This window comes from Paenibacillus allorhizoplanae (genome assembly GCF_927798215.1).
GTDB classification, from domain to species: Bacteria; Bacillota; Bacilli; order Paenibacillales; family NBRC-103111; genus Paenibacillus_E; species Paenibacillus_E allorhizoplanae.
Genome location: NZ_CAKMMW010000001.1, coordinates 468,652 through 485,190, shown reverse-complemented (window position 1 = coordinate 485,190; position 16,539 = coordinate 468,652). Strand labels below are relative to the sequence as shown.

Below are 16,539 nucleotides of genomic sequence, written 5' to 3'. Positions count from 1 at the left end.
TAACATACATCTAATTTCGTCTTTTTGCACACTTCAAATAACTGTAGGAAAGCAGTTATTTGAAAGATCGTACGTCGAAAGCGGAAGAAAACAGAGAATTAGATGTTTTTTTTCCATTTATTTTAAAAGTTAAGCTTGGGAATGGATAAATAGATGGAGTTTTTCCAGTTATATGGGGTGGAGAGCGCCTAACACTGTTATACGCAAATGATATCATATGACGTGTAGTCGATCTATCTCCAATATATAAGAAAAGGTATTCGAGGATTAGAGGGGGATTAGGCATGATTGCCATACACCGTAGAACCAAAATTAAAGAAATGCTTTTTCAGGAGCGCAGTGTCAAAGTAGCTGATCTGGTAAAAGAATTCAGTGTCTCTGAAGAAACGATTCGACGCGATTTGAATCTCATGGAGCAAGAAGGCATTATCCAAAAAAACTACGGTGGCGCTATTCTGGTAGACGAACTGCAAAATAACGGCCAAATCATTGCTCCTGTGGAACAGCGGAAGTTTCAATTCTACGAGGAGAAGGATGCTATAGGGAAGATGGCAGCCTCATTGGTAGAAGGCCAACAAATTGTCATTCTGGACTCGGGCTCAACGACTTGGTGCGTGGCTCGATACTTACGTCATGTCCCTAATTTAATGGTTGTTACGAACGGGTTGAATGTAGCAGAGGAAAGTAGCCAGAATGAAGATGCCTCTGTCTTTGTAATCGGTGGAAAGCTAATTAAGAAATCAATGAGCCTTGTAGGGCCGCAGGCAGAGCTAGAATTACAAAAGTATAATGCGGATTTCTCATTTCTGGGTGCTTCTGGAATCTCGAAGCGTAAAGGATTTACAAGCTCAGACCTCTACGAAGCTGAAGTGAAACGAGCTATGATTTCAGCTGGACAGAAGATTGTCATTGTGGCCGATCACAGTAAATTTGAGCGACAAGGACTGATTTCGTTTTCCAGTTTTCAAGGTGTGGACATCCTTGTAACGAGCGATTTGGTTGAGAGCAGTATTCTTGAAGAGATTAGTCAAACAGGTGTTCAAGTGATGGTCTGCCCTGTGAAGCATTTGATGCAAGGTGATGAGATAGGATAATAGGCACACACTAGGAAATTGATCTTTTTAGAAGCTGGAGAGCATCTGAAAGGATTCAATTTTTTTTTATTTTGATAAGTAGAAAGAGTGGAAATTGAACGTTGACTTTCTGTGCTGAAAACGATAACATGTAAGAAGAAGAAGAAACGACACAAGTGATTCTGGGAACGATCCCGAAATTTAGCGTGACTTGAACATCAGATTGGTCTTTTTTTAAGTGTAAAATGGGAACGATCCCAATTAGAAAATGAGTCAAATCGGAAGATTATGCTTTTTAATTTGATAAAAATGGGAACGTTCCCGAAATAAACAATCTGTCTATTGGGTAGGATAATGATTGCGCTTCCCTAATTTTGGGAACGTTCCCGAGTGAAGAACACATCGCATATAAACTAAATTCAATTCGTATAGGAGGCAGATTGATGGGGCCAACGATTCATGATGTCGCAAGAGTAGCAAATACATCAAAGAGCACGGTTTCGCGCTATTTAAATGGACAGAAAGTTAAGAAAGACACACAAGAAGCTTTAGAGAAGGCGATCTCCTCACTGAATTACCATCGGAATGAAAATGCACGAAGACTAGTGATGAGTCGGACGAATACAATCGGTATCGTTGTCGATAACATCTCGAACATATTTTACTCTGGCATTATTCGAGGCATAGAAGCCGTTGCAAATAAAAAAGGATACAATTGTATTTTTTATAGTGGAACATCGAATTCTAAACAAGAAGCTTCATTCCTACATCTGCTATATGAAGGACATGTTGACGGTATTATTCTACTTAGCTTCCAGAAAAGAGATCAAAAGGATCTGGAGCAAATGATGGAAGTGCCGTATCCACTTGCCTTAATTGGCGATCATGGGGAATTGGACGGGTTATTTTCGGTTGATATCGACAACGCATCTGGGGTTTCAGATTTGGTTACTTATTTATACGGATTAGGGCATCGACGTGTCGCTTATATCTCAGGTCCTGCTCATATGGGACCGATCAAGTATCGGTTGAAGGGCCTACATGAAACAATGAACGAATTACAAATGGAATGCCGGCCGGAGTGGATTGTGAGCTCGGATTGGACCAATCAAGGCGGTTATGAAGCGATGAAAGAGCTATTGAAACAAGAAGGATTCACAGCCGTCATTGCTTCCAGTGATGAAACTGCGATTGGTGCACTTCGCGCGATACAAGAATCAGGAATTCAAGTTCCTGACCAGCTGTCCATCGTCGGTTTTGACGATATCACGTTATCAAGTTGGGTGTCTCCCAAGTTGACAACCGTTCGCCAGCCGCTGCAAGAGGTAGGAATTAAGGCTGCTGAAGGGCTGTTTGCCCAAATCGAAGGCACGGAAGAAGTAGACTGTACAGCCCATTTGTATAAACCAACGCTGATCATTCGTCAATCTTGTACCACACTTTAGAAAAGGGTTGTGAGCGATGATTTCAAAAATCAATAAGTCGAATTACGGATATCTCTTTATAGCGCCATTTTTTATTGGTTTTGGTATTTTTGGTTTGATCCCCATTTTATATACGTTCTATTTGAGTTTTACCAAATGGGATGGATTTTCGGATCCAATTTATATCGGCTTTGCGAATTATACACGGCTTTTACATGATACGTACTTCTATCAAACGATAGGGAACACGATGATTATCTGGCTCATGTCGATTGTTCCACAGCTGATCATTGCACTTGTACTTGCGATTATTTTGAATGAGAAGTGGATTCGTGGTAAGCACTTTTTCCGTGCTGTGTACTACTTTCCGCACATCATTACGCCTATTACGCTCGGAGTCATGTTCAGTTTAATGTTCGATTGGCAGACAGGTTCGGTGAATAAGGTGCTGATGGATCTAGGGATTGTCAGTGAACCTGTGAACTGGTTTAGCAGTCCTTGGTGGTCACGTACGATTGTATCCGGTGTCATTTGCTGGCAATATTTCGGGTTCAATTTGATTGTATTTATCGCTGGTTTACAGTCCATTTCGGATGAAGTGTATGAAGCAGCCAAGATCGATGGTGCAAACAAATGGCAAAGCACCCTGTTTATAACGCTCCCCTTACTGCGTCCGGTATTACTATTTACTTTCATTACCTCTGTAATCGGTGGGCTGCAATTGTTTGATGCCCCATTAATGCTAGGCAGCGGGCCTGACAATACAACGAGAACCATGGTTATGTACTTGTATGAGACAGCGTTCAAAAATTTCAATTACAGCTATGGAGCGACAGTCGCATATGGTATTTTCGTTGTTGTCATGATTTTGACGGCAATTACAGCGAAAGCTTCCAAGCTAAATGAGTAAGGGGTGACAATCCATTGGTTAGAAGTGAAAAGAAACCGTTTGAGCTTCATCTGTTTGTTTTGAAAATCATCATCTATGTAGGCTTACTTGCAATAGCTTTGACTTGTTTGCTTCCTTTCTACAGCATGCTCATTACTTCCACACATACGAACTCAGACATTGCTCGGAAGCTGTTGATTGTACCCGGCAATCAATTCTTAGTGAACTATCATCGCTTGAATGAGACCGTTAACATTTGGCGAGGTTTGGGTAACACCGTTTTCATCACGGTAACAGCAACCCTCATTAATGTGTATTTTGCTGCATTGGCTGGATACGGTTTTTCTAAATACAATTTTCGCTACAAAGGCGTATTGTTCATGATTACGCTTGCAACGATGATGATTCCTGGGCAGTTAGGGATTATCGGATTTTATAAATTAATGGATGTCTTTCACATGCTAAACACGTACTATCCACTTTTGCTTACTTCGATTTACAACGCTTTCGGGATTTTCCTAGTGAAACAGTTCGCTGATACTTCAGTGCCTAATGAGATTATCGAATCTGGCAGAATCGATGGATATGGCGAAATGCAAATTTTCCATCGGATTATTTTACCCTTAATGGGTCCAGCACTTGCGACGTTAGCGATCTTTGCTTTTATTGGCAAATGGAATGACTTCTTAGTGCCTATGATTATTTTGTTCGATAGCGATATGCAGACGTTGCCTGTCATGATCGCGAGTGTCAAATCGCAGTTTTCTTCTGACTTTGGTGCTCAATATGTAGGGATCGTGATCTCGGTCGTGCCGATTTTGGTCTTCTTCTCTTTTATGTCCAAACGCATTATTAGCGGAGTCGCAGCCGGTGCTGTTAAGGGATAACTAAGAGGCATTGAGAGGAGTGATGCTCGATAGATTTTGTTAGGAAAGTTCTTAACCTATTCGTTTTCATCCTATAGGAACAAAGCCATTGTTCTCATTTCCTAAGCCAGTAGATCTACCAATACAACTTACTTCAAAGGGGCGATATCTCTTGAAAGCACAAAAATGGGCATCTATTTTAATGACAGCAGTACTCACAACAGGGGTTTTGACAGCATGTGGAGCGAAATCGAACACGAATAATTCGGCGACGACCAGTCCCGCGGCAACAGCTGCACCGGTAGATCCGGCTAAGCTCTCGGGTACGCTTTCCCTATGGACATTCTTCGATGGAACAAAGGGGATTGCAACAGCATTTGAAAAGAAATATCCAAATGTAAAAGTTGATGTAAAGGTGTTCCCAGGCGATCAGTATCAAATCAAATTGTTGTCTGCCTTACAATCAGGCAAGGATGTACCCGATGTGCTTGACCTTGAAAGAAGCTATGTTGGGAAATTCATAGAATCCCCATTTTTGATGGATCTGACGCCAATTGGTGCGAATGATCTTGTTAAGAACTACATTCCATACGTTGCAGAGCTTGGTAAATCATCAGATGGCAAAATCAAAGCGATCTCGGACCAATCCTCTCCAGGCGGCTTCTGGTATTTGAAAGAAAATGCGAAAAAGTTCCTAGGAACAGATGATCCAACACAAATCAGCGAAATGGTGAACAGCTACGATAAAATCATTGAGCTTGGTAAAAAAGTAGCCAAAGATAGCGATGGCAAAGTTCATTTGATTGCGAATACGGGTGATTTGTTTGACATTGCTAGTTACAATACACAACCTTTCTATGTGAATGGCAAATTAAATATCGATGCAAAGTGGGAAAAAGTATATAACACCCAGAAAAATATTCGCGCAAACAACGTAGATGCTAAACTTCCGTTTATGTCAGCAGGCTGGGGGAATGCGCTTAATGATGGCAGTGTTGTTCTAGTTGCCATGCCAGCTTGGGCATCGTTCATGATTGGCAATAAAGATAATAAAGCGGTAGGTAAATTTGGCGTTGCCAAAACACCGGAAGGTTTCTACAACGGCGGAACATTCCGCGCCATTTACAATAAGACGACTAATAAAGACATCGCAAATGAGTTTATCAAGTTCTCTGCAAGTGCGGAATGGCAGAATGCAGATTTGCTAGCGAGAGGGAACTTGCCAGCACTTCAAAGCGTTTATGATGCAAATGTAGATAAATATACATCTCCTCTTACTGGTGATCAGAAAGTGCTTCAGCCTTACTACACCATGATGAAGTCGATGCCCGTTATTAAGTCCGACAAATATAGCGATTCCATCCTTAGTACTTGGAGAAAAGTAGCTGGTCAAGGGATTACTGACAACAAAAGCTATGCGGATGTTGTAGCAGCTTTCCAAAAAGAAGTGAAAGCGGCGTTCCCAGAACTACAGTAATGGCAAATATAGAAAGTGGCTGCTTCGAAAGAAGCAGCTGCATATTTAGAAGGAGAGAGACCTGCTAATGAGCATCTTCCATGATTATGTTAACCAAATCCGCATCATTGACGGTCATGAACATCTGGCAACACCGCAAATTCGTAAAAATGAAAATCATGATTTATTCTCTCTTTTGCATTATTTGGACTCGGATTTTCATAGCGCAGGCATGAAATTAGGTGCTTTAGGAAGACAAAATTCCATAAGTGTAGAACAAAAAGCTTCGATATTTATGGACTATTGGCATAAAACAAAAAATACAACGTATGCCCGGATGTTTCGGACAGCGATGGAAGATTTATATGGTCTAAGCGAGTGGAACGTGAAAAATTTACTTGAGACGAACGAAAAAGTCGTGCAAGCCTCACACAACCCTGATTGGTATGAGCATGTCATGGCCCAAAAGTCTGGTATTGATCTTGCTTTTACACTCATACAAACCACGAAATTGGAATACGAACGTTTTCGTCCCATTATGTTTATGGATTTCACTTTCAAATTGCGAACATTAAAGGATATTACCACTGTTGAGCGGATGGCAGGTGTCACCGTCTATCATTTGAGCCAATACTTAGATGCAGTGGATACCTTATTGCATAAATATGTCCAGGAAGGCATGGTTGCAACGAAGTTCGGGCATGCATACTGGCGCTCCCTTGCTTCTGGAAAGCCGACTTTTCATGAAGCGGAGCTAGCTTTTAATCGCCTAATGGGCTGTAAGCTGGATGAGCCGCTTTCACAAGCGGAAACCCAGGCGCTGCAGGATTATTTGATTCATTTTATCATCCAACGGTCAACGGCTTACGGTCTCCCCATTCAAATTCATACAGGGCACCATGAAGTCAGTGTTTCATCCAATGGGAATACCATCACGAACTCGAATGTGGAATTGCTCATCCCATTGTTGCTGGAATACAAAGATACGAATTTCGTTCTGCTCCACAGCGGCTATCCATATTATCTACCTTATCTAAGCATCGTGAAGAATTTCCAGAACGTGTATGCCGATTTAACTTGGGTATATATTATTTCGCCTACGGCAGCTAAACAAATATTGCATGGATTCATTGAAATGGTACCTATGACGAAAATACAAGGTTTTGGCGGCGATTATAACTTTATCGAAGGCACCTATGCGCATCAGAAGTTGGCTAGGAAAGTCGTGGCAGATGTTCTGAGTGAAAAAGTGGCCGAGAGCGCACTTGACGAATCCGAAGCGATGACATTTGCCGATCGCATTTTCCGCACGAACTTAATTGACATATATAAGCTGAAGGGCATGGAGGTTCAGTGATGATGCAGTGGAAGGTAGCGGACGACGGTTCTAAAAGTGGAACGAAGGCATTTCAGATTATGCGCGCTGAATCCATGCAAGAAGCAAGTCTATCGTTTACACAATTATTAACAGTGAGTGATCGTAACGGAGGTAAAGAAATTGTTCCTGTGCGTGAAGCAGTGTCGATAGCCGATGGATTTCAGGTGTCGGGGCAATCAGAGAACTTTCAAGTAAGTTCCAGCTGGAAGCAAAACAGCGATATTTGCAGCTACTACGAAGTTTTTATAGATGTTCAGTATACAGGCAAGGAAGCCTCTGCTGTTAACCTGCAGTTTGGCTGTCAGCTAGAAGGAGCGGGTAAACCGGATTGGATGATTCCGGGCGCTTTTTATAAAGAAAATCGATTTGAAAAGAACTTGCGTCCTTATCCGCGTTATGACTTTAAGGGTGGAGACCCTCAGCAAATGGTCTCCGACTATTGGTCCTTCCGTGCAGACCGTGCAGCTCTACCTGCGGTATTCGCTTGGAATGATGGCATGTGCGGTGCTCTTTGTACGGATGAAATGTCCCCGCTTGGACTTAGTGGGTTGGGCTTCCGAGGCAATGCATCGGGTACGGAGATTTGGCTTAACTTCCCTTACAGAGAGGAACCGGTCACGTTCATTGGTAACGCAGTGCCAGCGCCTGCCGATCTCGTTATGCATACTTTCCAACCAGGTGAGCAAGTTCAGCTTCATTTATATGTGTATGCGGGCACACCTGATCCACATAGTTATAATCCTTTTGTTCGTCAAATGTATGCCATTCATCGTAAGGATCACGGACTTAATCCATGGATGGGCTTAGAACAAGCAGCAGAATTAACCGCACATGGACTATACGAATGGCACTATGATCGAGAGAACGACATCTTAAGGGAAACAGCGGCATTCGATCGAGAGTTCAACAACAATGTCAAAGGTATGGGCGATCGTCCGCATATGCATGTCAGCTGGGTAAGCGGTGTGCCTTATGCTTATGCATTACTAACGTACGGCAGAAGAATAAATAATGCTTCCTATACGGATGCAGGTATTGCAGTCCTGAACAAGATTGCTACAGGGCTTGCGCCAAGCGGAACTTTCTGGGCTTCCTGGGAGCTGGGAAGAGGTTGGACAGCTGGCTGGAATCCCAAACGAACTTGGCTTCAAGCAAGAACAGTATCGGAAGCAACCCTATTCCTGGTTCGGGCGTTAGCATTCGAGAGAGAAGCAGGAATCGAACATCCGGATTGGGAGCACGCCGTGCTGTCCAACCTTCGATATGCAACTGCGCATCAACGCTCCGATGGGAACTTCGGCTCTTATTACGATTGTGAGACTGGCGAAGTGCAAGAGTGGGACGGCGCAGGCGGCATGCTTTGGATAGCTGCCTTACTGGAAGGAGCTGCTTACTTCGCAGAGGAGACATTCTCTGCTGCTGCGGTTCGTGGAGGGAGCTACTATGAACGTTTCATACGTGATGAGTACATCTATGGTGCCCCAGAAGACGTTCATTTAACACCAACTTCAGAAGATGCTTACAATGCGGTCGTTTCGTATGTGTTGTTGTATGAGTGGAATCGTCAACCACTCTGGTTAGAGCTTGCGTCAAGCGCAGCTGACTGGATGATGACATTCCGCTGGACGTATAATCTACAATTCCCTAAGCACTCCCTGCTTGCCCAATACGATTACTGTTCACGCGGTGCGGATCAGGCATCGACATCCAACCAGCACTTGCACAATTATGGATTGTTTGCCGTACCGGAGATGTTACGACTTTGGACGTATACAGGTGACCGTTATTATCTCGATCGTACACGTGATCATATCTCTTGTTTCTTGCAATTTATTGCAAGGGAAGATGGCGATTTCAATGCTTATAAAGGGATGGTAACCGAAAGGTTCTACAATACCAATTGCTTTCAGCCCAAAGGCATGATGCTTACGTTGTCCCATTCTTGGTGCATTGGATTAATTTTATATGCGTCACAAGCTTCCCTTTCCTATGAACATGAGCTAGATCTCAACGATCGATGAAGGGAGAACTCCCTATGTATGTGGCTGGTATTGATATTGGCACAACATCCATTTGTATCATCGTGATCAATAGCGAAGATGGACGTGTTATACGGACTGTTTCTAGAGTAAATGATTCAGCCATGCCCTCCTTGGAATTTTGGGAACGTACCCAAAATGCGGATAGGATTGTAGAACTAGTCGGTGTTCTAATCGCAGATTGTCACGAAGACTGGATAAACGTTCAGTCCATTGGAATTTCCTGTCAAATGCACGGTGTGCTCTATGTCAACGAAGAAGGTCGGGCTGTTAGCCCACTCTTTACTTGGCAGGATGGTCGTGGCGATTTGCATTTTACTTCAGGTCTGACCTATGCAGCAACATTAACTGACTGGACAGGTTATCCCATGCATACAGGATTTGGCCTAGTTACGCACTTTTATATGACGCAGCAAGATGAAATTCCATTGCGTGCTGCTAAGCTATGCACGATTGGGGATTATGTGGCGATGAGGCTCTGCGGGGAAGCTGCCCCGTTCATGGATCGCACAAATGCCGCAAGTATTGGCCTTTATTCGCTAGAGACTGGGCGATTTGCCAAGGAGAAACTAAGCGATGCAGGGATGGATGACAGCTTCTTGCCAGAGCTTGCAACCAACGGACAACTTGTTGGGGAAACGGTTGATGGGAAGACAGTCGTCTGTGCGATCGGCGATAATCAAGCAAGCTTCCTGGGGGCGGTTCCCTCTTTCAAAGGTAATTTACTTGTTAATGTGGGAACCGGTTCGCAGGTGTCGGTATACACTCCTGAATTTATACAATGTCCATTGCTGAATACGCGACCGTTTGTAGATGACGGGTATTTGCTTGTTGGGGCTTCGCTTAGCGGTGGTAAATCGTATGAAGTGTTGGAACAATTTTTCCGAGCGGTGCTCGGTGCATTTGCTGAGGGAGATGAATGCCGACTCTACGAGACGATGAATCGCTTAGCGGAGGAAGCGATAACGATTTCGATCCCGCCGTTGCGAGTAGGAACCCAGTTTTTCGGAACTAGGGAGAATCCGCAATCCACGGGTTTTATTGAAGGTATTCGAGCAGATAATTTCAATCCCCAACAGTTAACAGCTGGTTTCCTTCATGGCATCCTAGATGAATTAGTTGGTTTTACACAGCAGTTTCCTAACCCTATTCTCAGTAAGCTAACTAGGATCGTCGCATCCGGCAACGGAATACGCCACAATGTTGCGATGCAGCGTCTAGCACAGTTGAAATGGCAGCTGCCCATTACCTTTGGAAAGGTGAAAGAAGAAGCAGCGTTCGGTGCAGCCATTCATGCTTCAGTCGCTAGTGGATTATATAGAAACTATGAAGTAGCACTACAAAGGGTGCAAAGGAGCGATACAAATGAAGCCTAAACTTGCCATTATTCATACAACACCCGTTACTGTCGATAGTTTAAAAGCGTTAGCCAATGAGCTTCTGCCAGGCGTTGAAGTGATGAACTGGGTGGATGATTCCATCTTGCCACAGCTTGCGGCAAACGGAGGGCAAATCGATGAAATTGCAGATCGCTTCCGTCAATATGCACGCATTGCAGAGAAAGCAGGAGCAGCTTGTATCTTGAGTGCATGCTCGTCGATTGGTGAGCTCGTTGCCCGAGTACGTCCTGAGCTGAGCATTCCAATTATCCGAATTGATGATGCGATGGCGGAGTTTGCAGTTCGTTCAGCCGAAACCATCGGTGTTGCTGCAACGCTTGAAACGACACTTCAACCGACGAAACGATTGATTTCCGATAAAGCCGCGGAAGGTGGCAAGACGGTCCTGATTGAATCTGTTGTCGCTAAATCGGCTTATCAGAAGCTGATAGCTGGGGATAAAGAGGGTCATGATGTGGAATTAGCGGAGGTTCTTCGCGAGCTTGCTGCTAAGACGGATCTGGTCGTTCTTGCACAAGCTTCCATGGCAAGAGTCATTTCACAGTTTGCTCCAGAGGAGCAAGCGCAATTTCTGAGTAGTCCACGTTTAGGTATGATGCGTGTCAAAGAAGTAATGGAGCAGCTTTAAACTATAAAATATAGATATAAAAAATCGGATTATAGGGAGATTATAACCATGACAAGAACTTCCACGAATTCACCCGTTATCACATTGAAACAGGCACTAGAGGTAGCTGAACCGCACCATTTTGCGATTGGTTCTTTCTCACCGCGCTACACGCCGATGATTGCTGCTGTTCTACAAGCAGGTCAAGGAGCGAACTCTCCATTGATCGTTCAAATTTCACATAAAGAATTGATTCGTTATGGAATTACGGCAGCTGAGTTCGGCGAAGAATTCTATCGTCAAGTTGAAGAGTTGAAAATTACTGTTCCGGTCGTCCTACATTTGGATCACACGAAGGAATTGGAAACTATTAAAGAAGCCATTGCCGCAGGTTTTACATCCGTCATGATTGATGCTTCTGAGAAGCCTTTTGACGAGAATGCTGCCATAAGTAAAGAGGTTGTCGTTTATGCCCATGCCAAAGGTGTATCGGTTGAAGCCGAGCTGGGTATGATCGGAACAACTGATTTTGTAGAGACAGATAAGGATGAAGAATTGTACACAGATCCTGTCGAAGCGGCTGAGTTTGTTGCGATTACTGGGATTGACGCGCTTGCTGTCTCTTGTGGTACAGCTCACGGTGTATATGTCGTGAAGCAGCCGAAAATTGACTACGATCGCTTAATGAAGATTCGTAAATTAACACCGGTACACCTGGTCCTGCATGGTGGTTCCGGTGTACCACCTGAGATGATGCGAAATGCCTATCATCTACCTGGTGGTGGAGTCAGCAAAGTGAATATTGCGACGGATTTGGAGCTGTCCTTGCTCAAGGCACTTGGCCGTGAAGAACGCATGACGAATGAAGAATGTAAGAACCTATCACCAGAGATGCTTCAAATCGGTCGTGATGCGGTAACGCAAACCGTTATGGAAAAAATGAATGAATTTTTGAGCAGCGCTGGCAAAGCGGATGTTTTCAATAAATAAATAGGGGGATTCTCTCAATGAAAGATAACAAACTGTACATGATTGGGAACGCACATCTAGATCCGGTTTGGTTATGGCAATGGCAGGAAGGTTTCCAAGAAGCGAAAGCTACTTTCCGTTCCGCATTAGATCGTATGACGGAATCTGAAGATTTTATTTTCACGTCCAGCTCGGCGGCCATGTACGAGTGGATTGAAAATAATGAGCCCGCTATGTTCGCGGAAATTAAAAAACGCGTACAAGAAGGTCGCTGGAACATTGTAGGCGGTTGGTGGATTCAACCGGACTGTAACATTCCGAATGGCGAATCATTTGTCCGTCAAGGTCTGTATGGCCAACATTATTTCAAAGAGAAATTCGGAGTGACTGCGAAAGTCGGCTATAACGTAGACAGCTTTGGACATAACGGGATGCTTCCGCAAATTCTAAAGAAGAGCGGCATGGATTATTACGTGATGATGCGTCCGATGCCGAATGAAAAAGGGCTGCCAAGCCGTCTGTTCATGTGGGAATCGGATGATGGCTCACAAGTTATGACCTTCCGCATTATGTACGAATATTTGTCTTGGGGCAAAGATTTGGAAAACCATGTTCGCCGTTGTCTAGGCGAATTCAAAGATCCTTTGAACGAACTGATGTTGTTCTATGGCGTTGGAAACCACGGTGGTGGCCCAACGAAGGAGAATATCGAAAGTATTCGCCGCATGAACGCGGACCCATCGCTTCCTCAGCTTGAGTTTGCAACGCCAGATGTCTATTTCCAGGAGATGGAGAAAAAGAATTTAAACCTACCCGTTGTACACGATGATTTGCAGCATCATGCTAGTGGCTGTTATGCGGCTCACTCTGGCATTAAACATTGGAATCGCAAGGCTGAGAATCGCCTTATGGCAGCAGAGAAATACTCAGCACTTGCTTCGTGGATAACAGGCCAACCGTATCCGGCTGAGTTCAATCAAGCTTGGAAAAATGTGCTCTTTAATCAGTTCCACGACATTCTGGCGGGAACGAGTCTTGAACCAGCTTACGAAGATGCGATGTATTTGTACGGTGAAGCTATGGCTATAGCCGATCGATCGCTGAATTATGCCGTTCAATCGTTATCCTGGAACATCAACATAGAGCAAGACGTAACGATGAAACCAATCGTTGTATTCAATCCACATGTCTGGGAAAGTCGAGTGAATGTGGAGCTCGAAGTTGGCGGTATTAAACCAACGACCGTTTTGTTGGATGACAAAGGGAACCCGGTACCGTTCCAGACGGTGCAATCTCAGGCCTCTGCGAATGGCCGATTCCGGCTTAGTTTTATGGCTGATCTGCCATCCATGGGTTATCGTGTGTATAAATTGGTAGCAGAATCAGCTTCACATAAACCTGTTGGTGAACCCATCCAAGCTAGCGATTTAGTGATGGAAAATAAGCGTTTCCGCTTAGAGTTTGATAAAGAAACAGGGTATATCAAAAGCTTGCATGATAAAGTTGTCGATCATGAAGTGTTGAAAGGCGAAGGGGCGAAGCCAATTGTCCTTGATGATAAATCGGATACGTGGAGCCATGATGTCCTGCATTTCAACCAAAAAGCAGGTAGCTTCAAAGCGAAAAAGGTGTTCCGTGTTGAACACGGTCCTGTGAAATCGGTCATTCGTGTTGTCAGCGAGTACGGCAATTCCAAACTGGTTCAAGATTTCGCTATGTACCCGGATCGCGATCAGATCGATGTACAGGTGATGGTGGACTGGCGTGAATCGTTCAAAATGTTGAAGCTGGTGTTCCCTGTAAATGTGATCTTTAGCAAGCAAACTTATGAGATTCCGTACGGCACGATTGAACGTGAGCATAATGGTGAAGAAGAGCCAGGGTTAACGTGGATTGATTATTCCGGCGTAACTCGCAAAGGCAACATCATGTATGGCCTCAGCCTCATGAACGATGCTAAATACAGCTATAGCATTCATAACCAGGATATGGCGATGACGGTATTAAGAAGCCCTATTTACGCGCATCATGTGCCTTATGAACCGGATCCGAACGGCGAGTATTCCTTCATTGATCAAGGTATTCAGCGTTTCTCCTACTCCTTGCTGCCGCATGAAGGGACTTGGGAGCAAGCAGGCACAGTGAAACGCGCTGCGGAGCTAAACTGCAAGCCGATTGCAGTTATCGAATCGTTCCATAAAGGTGATCTTGCGCAGACGGATTCCTTTGTGAACGTCAACCGAGACAATATCGTTGTTAGTGCAATTAAGAAGGCAGAAGATAATGATGACCTCATTATTCGTGTCTATGAGACGAACAAATCAGCAACCTCCGCTGAGATTGCATTGCCACGATGGAAACGTGTCATCAAGGCGGATTTTAAACCATGCGAGATCAAAACCTTCCGCGTGCCGCAAAATCCGGAATTGCCGATCAAAGAAACCAATATGCTGGAATGGGACGTGGAGTAAATGGAAACATCGGTTTGGCAGCAGTTGCAGGAAGCTGGGCGATACATGCTAAATCATGGTTTGGCTTGGGGAAACGCCGGCAACATCAGTGCGCGAACCCATGGTGACCATTATCTCATAACAGCAAGCGGTACAGATTTAGGAGAGCTCGACGAAAATGATTTCGTCGAGTGCTCTTTATCCGCGGGTGCCACGTCTTCTGTGGCAGGGAAGAAACCATCGAAAGAAGTGCCCATGCATCAAGCGATTTATGAATCACGACCTGATGTAGGAGCCGTACTTCATGCTTCACCCTTTTACAGTACTATGCTAGCCTGCTCGGGAGAACGTCTGCCATCCGAATGGTTTGTTGAAACGATGTATTACCTGGAACGGATTGAACGTGTTCCTTATTATCATCCTGGATCCCGTGAGCTTGGTGATGCGGTGCGTGAGAAAGCTCGCAAAGCCAATGTTCTCTTCCTCGAAAATCATGGTGTGCTTGTTTACGATACGAATGTGAAGGAAGCACGGATGGCCATGCATACGCTTGAAATGGCTTGCAAGATGTTTGTGACAGCAAAAAGCTCAGGTATTACGCTTCGAGCGCTGCCAGAAGATGTGGTTCAGAGCTTCTTGAACGAATCGGGCTATCGGCCACGTAGGGGGTACTCGGAATGATTGGTATTATCGCCGACGATATTACAGGGGCCAATGACATCGGCATTATGTATGCCAAGGCAAACATCATGACGCATGTCTATCCAATGGAAGCATGGATGTATCAGAACGACGGTATGCAGCCGGAAGTGCTCGTCCTCGACACGCATTCCCGATTAGATACGCCGGAGGAAGCCTATAATAAAGTGTTTCAGATGACGAAGAAGCTGAAGGAAGCGGGTTGCGCACGTTTTATCAATAAAACGTGTTCCGTTTTTCGAGGCAATATCGGTGCTGAATTCGATGCCATGCTAGATGCCTTAGAGGCATCTTTTGCTATTGTTGTGCTCGCTTTCCCGAAAAATGGTCGAACAACCTTAGACGGCATTCATTATGTGCATGGTAAAAAACTGGAAGAATCTGAGTTTCGCAATGATCCTGTCCATCCGATGCATGAATCCAATTTGCTTCATATTTTACAGTCACAAACGCCAAGGCGTGTAGGGCTCATAACCATAGATATTATTGAACAGGGCTCATCCGTAATCATGGCTGAGATCATTAGATTGAAGAACAATGGCTTCAACTACCTGATTCTAGACGTGCGTGATCAGCAATCACTTCAAATCATTGCGCAAGCGGTTCATCAGGAACCGATCCTTTGCGGCAGCTCCGCTTTAGCTGAGGAACTAGCCCTGCTAGAAAAGCCGAGTGCCATCCAAACGGGGGTTACGAATCAACTGCCTGAGCTTGGGAGATCAGCTGTCTTATGTGTCGCAGGAAGCTTAATGCCCCAAAGTGCTGCTCAAATTACTTACGCGAAAGGGCAGGGGTTGCCCGCATTGGAGCTTGATTCTCTGCTGTTATTCGATCCTTCGGATAGGGAGTCACATTGCGACCAAATCATTGGCGAAGCTTCAAACCTTCTCAAGGAAGGGCGCGATGTCCTTATTCACGCTTCGAACAGTCCGCTCAAGGTGGCTGCGACGAAAGTGAAAGGGATGGAGCTTGGCTTCGATAATACGGAGGTATCTGAGCTCGTTTCGGATGCCCTGTCCGATGTTATTAGGTCTATCGTCGAGGAGACAGGACAACAACGACTGCTCATCGCAGGTGGAGAAACATCTGCAGCTGTTTGTGCGAAGCTTGGCATTGGCGGACTATGCATATGGCAAGAAATTCAGCCAGGACTGCCGTCCTGTCTAACACTCCAGAAGCCTGAGCGTTTCTTAGTTCTGAAATCAGGCAGCTTCGGCAGCGAACCCTTTTTCATAGAAGCGATTGAACATCTGAAACAAACCTAAACATGTGTGGGAAGGAGATTGCAG

The 16,539-nt window shown here is 44.6% G+C and carries 13 protein-coding genes; all 13 read left to right on the top strand.

Annotated elements, in window-relative coordinates; genetic code table 11:
- Nucleotides 1-284: 284 nt before the first annotated feature.
- The 13 genes from L6I86_RS01685 (at nucleotide 285) to L6I86_RS01625 (ending at nucleotide 16,515) form a co-directional block, all read left to right on the top strand.
- Nucleotides 285-1,094, top strand: coding sequence for a DeoR/GlpR family DNA-binding transcription regulator (locus tag L6I86_RS01685; protein WP_236284179.1), 810 nt, complete (start codon nucleotides 285-287; stop codon nucleotides 1,092-1,094).
- 422 nt (nucleotides 1,095-1,516) lie between these two features.
- Entirely contained in the window at nucleotides 1,517-2,518 is a 1,002-nt protein-coding gene (locus L6I86_RS01680) for a LacI family DNA-binding transcriptional regulator (protein WP_236284178.1), read from the top strand.
- Nucleotides 2,519-2,534: 16 nt separating this feature from the next.
- Nucleotides 2,535-3,407, top strand: coding sequence for a carbohydrate ABC transporter permease (locus L6I86_RS01675; RefSeq protein ID WP_236284177.1), 873 nt, complete (start codon nucleotides 2,535-2,537; stop codon nucleotides 3,405-3,407).
- Between the two features lie 14 nt (nucleotides 3,408-3,421).
- Nucleotides 3,422-4,273, top strand: a complete 852-nt coding sequence (locus L6I86_RS01670) for a carbohydrate ABC transporter permease (protein WP_236284176.1) — start codon at nucleotides 3,422-3,424, stop codon at nucleotides 4,271-4,273.
- A gap of 151 nt (nucleotides 4,274-4,424) precedes the next feature.
- Nucleotides 4,425-5,729, top strand: a complete 1,305-nt coding sequence (locus L6I86_RS01665; protein ID WP_236284175.1) for an ABC transporter substrate-binding protein — start codon at nucleotides 4,425-4,427, stop codon at nucleotides 5,727-5,729.
- Between the two features lie 67 nt (nucleotides 5,730-5,796).
- The gene (locus L6I86_RS01660; RefSeq protein WP_236284174.1) at nucleotides 5,797-7,065 is read left to right on the top strand and encodes an amidohydrolase family protein; all 1,269 of its coding nucleotides are present in this window, start codon (nucleotides 5,797-5,799) and stop codon (nucleotides 7,063-7,065) included.
- A complete protein-coding gene (locus L6I86_RS01655) occupies nucleotides 7,065-9,107 on the top strand; it encodes a hypothetical protein (protein ID WP_236284173.1) in 2,043 nt (680 codons plus the stop codon). The genes L6I86_RS01660 and L6I86_RS01655 overlap by 1 nt, the downstream gene beginning before the upstream one ends.
- Nucleotides 9,108-9,121: 14 nt before the next feature.
- Nucleotides 9,122-10,501, top strand: a complete 1,380-nt coding sequence (locus tag L6I86_RS01650) for a sedoheptulokinase (RefSeq protein WP_236284172.1) — start codon at nucleotides 9,122-9,124, stop codon at nucleotides 10,499-10,501.
- The gene (locus L6I86_RS01645; protein WP_236284171.1) at nucleotides 10,491-11,153 is read left to right on the top strand and encodes an aspartate/glutamate racemase family protein; all 663 of its coding nucleotides are present in this window, start codon (nucleotides 10,491-10,493) and stop codon (nucleotides 11,151-11,153) included. Before L6I86_RS01650 ends, L6I86_RS01645 begins: the two co-directional genes overlap by 11 nt.
- Nucleotides 11,154-11,201: 48 nt before the next feature.
- Nucleotides 11,202-12,122 carry a class II fructose-bisphosphate aldolase gene (locus tag L6I86_RS01640; protein ID WP_236284170.1) on the top strand — a complete coding sequence of 307 codons (921 nt, stop codon included), beginning with the start codon at nucleotides 11,202-11,204 and terminating at the stop codon, nucleotides 12,120-12,122.
- 17 nt (nucleotides 12,123-12,139) lie between these two features.
- The gene (locus tag L6I86_RS01635; protein WP_236284169.1) at nucleotides 12,140-14,572 is read left to right on the top strand and encodes an alpha-mannosidase; all 2,433 of its coding nucleotides are present in this window, start codon (nucleotides 12,140-12,142) and stop codon (nucleotides 14,570-14,572) included.
- Nucleotides 14,573-15,232, top strand: a complete 660-nt coding sequence (locus L6I86_RS01630; protein ID WP_236284168.1) for a class II aldolase/adducin family protein — start codon at nucleotides 14,573-14,575, stop codon at nucleotides 15,230-15,232. It abuts the gene before it with no gap.
- Nucleotides 15,229-16,515 (top strand): four-carbon acid sugar kinase family protein, encoded by a 1,287-nt coding sequence (locus tag L6I86_RS01625; protein WP_236284167.1) that lies wholly within the window; start codon nucleotides 15,229-15,231, stop codon nucleotides 16,513-16,515. Before L6I86_RS01630 ends, L6I86_RS01625 begins: the two co-directional genes overlap by 4 nt.
- Nucleotides 16,516-16,539 lie beyond the last annotated feature (24 nt).

Coding starts and splice junctions, on each gene's coding strand:
- L6I86_RS01685 (WP_236284179.1), top strand. CDS start 285: ATGATTGCCATACACCGTAGAACCAAAATTAAAGAAATGCTTTTTCAG.
- L6I86_RS01680 (WP_236284178.1), top strand. CDS start 1,517: ATGGGGCCAACGATTCATGATGTCGCAAGAGTAGCAAATACATCAAAG.
- L6I86_RS01675 (WP_236284177.1), top strand. CDS start 2,535: ATGATTTCAAAAATCAATAAGTCGAATTACGGATATCTCTTTATAGCG.
- L6I86_RS01660 (WP_236284174.1), top strand. CDS start 5,797: ATGAGCATCTTCCATGATTATGTTAACCAAATCCGCATCATTGACGGT.
- L6I86_RS01655 (WP_236284173.1), top strand. CDS start 7,065: ATGATGCAGTGGAAGGTAGCGGACGACGGTTCTAAAAGTGGAACGAAG.
- L6I86_RS01650 (WP_236284172.1), top strand. CDS start 9,122: ATGTATGTGGCTGGTATTGATATTGGCACAACATCCATTTGTATCATC.
- L6I86_RS01645 (WP_236284171.1), top strand. CDS start 10,491: ATGAAGCCTAAACTTGCCATTATTCATACAACACCCGTTACTGTCGAT.
- L6I86_RS01640 (WP_236284170.1), top strand. CDS start 11,202: ATGACAAGAACTTCCACGAATTCACCCGTTATCACATTGAAACAGGCA.
- L6I86_RS01635 (WP_236284169.1), top strand. CDS start 12,140: ATGAAAGATAACAAACTGTACATGATTGGGAACGCACATCTAGATCCG.
- L6I86_RS01630 (WP_236284168.1), top strand. CDS start 14,573: ATGGAAACATCGGTTTGGCAGCAGTTGCAGGAAGCTGGGCGATACATG.
- L6I86_RS01625 (WP_236284167.1), top strand. CDS start 15,229: ATGATTGGTATTATCGCCGACGATATTACAGGGGCCAATGACATCGGC.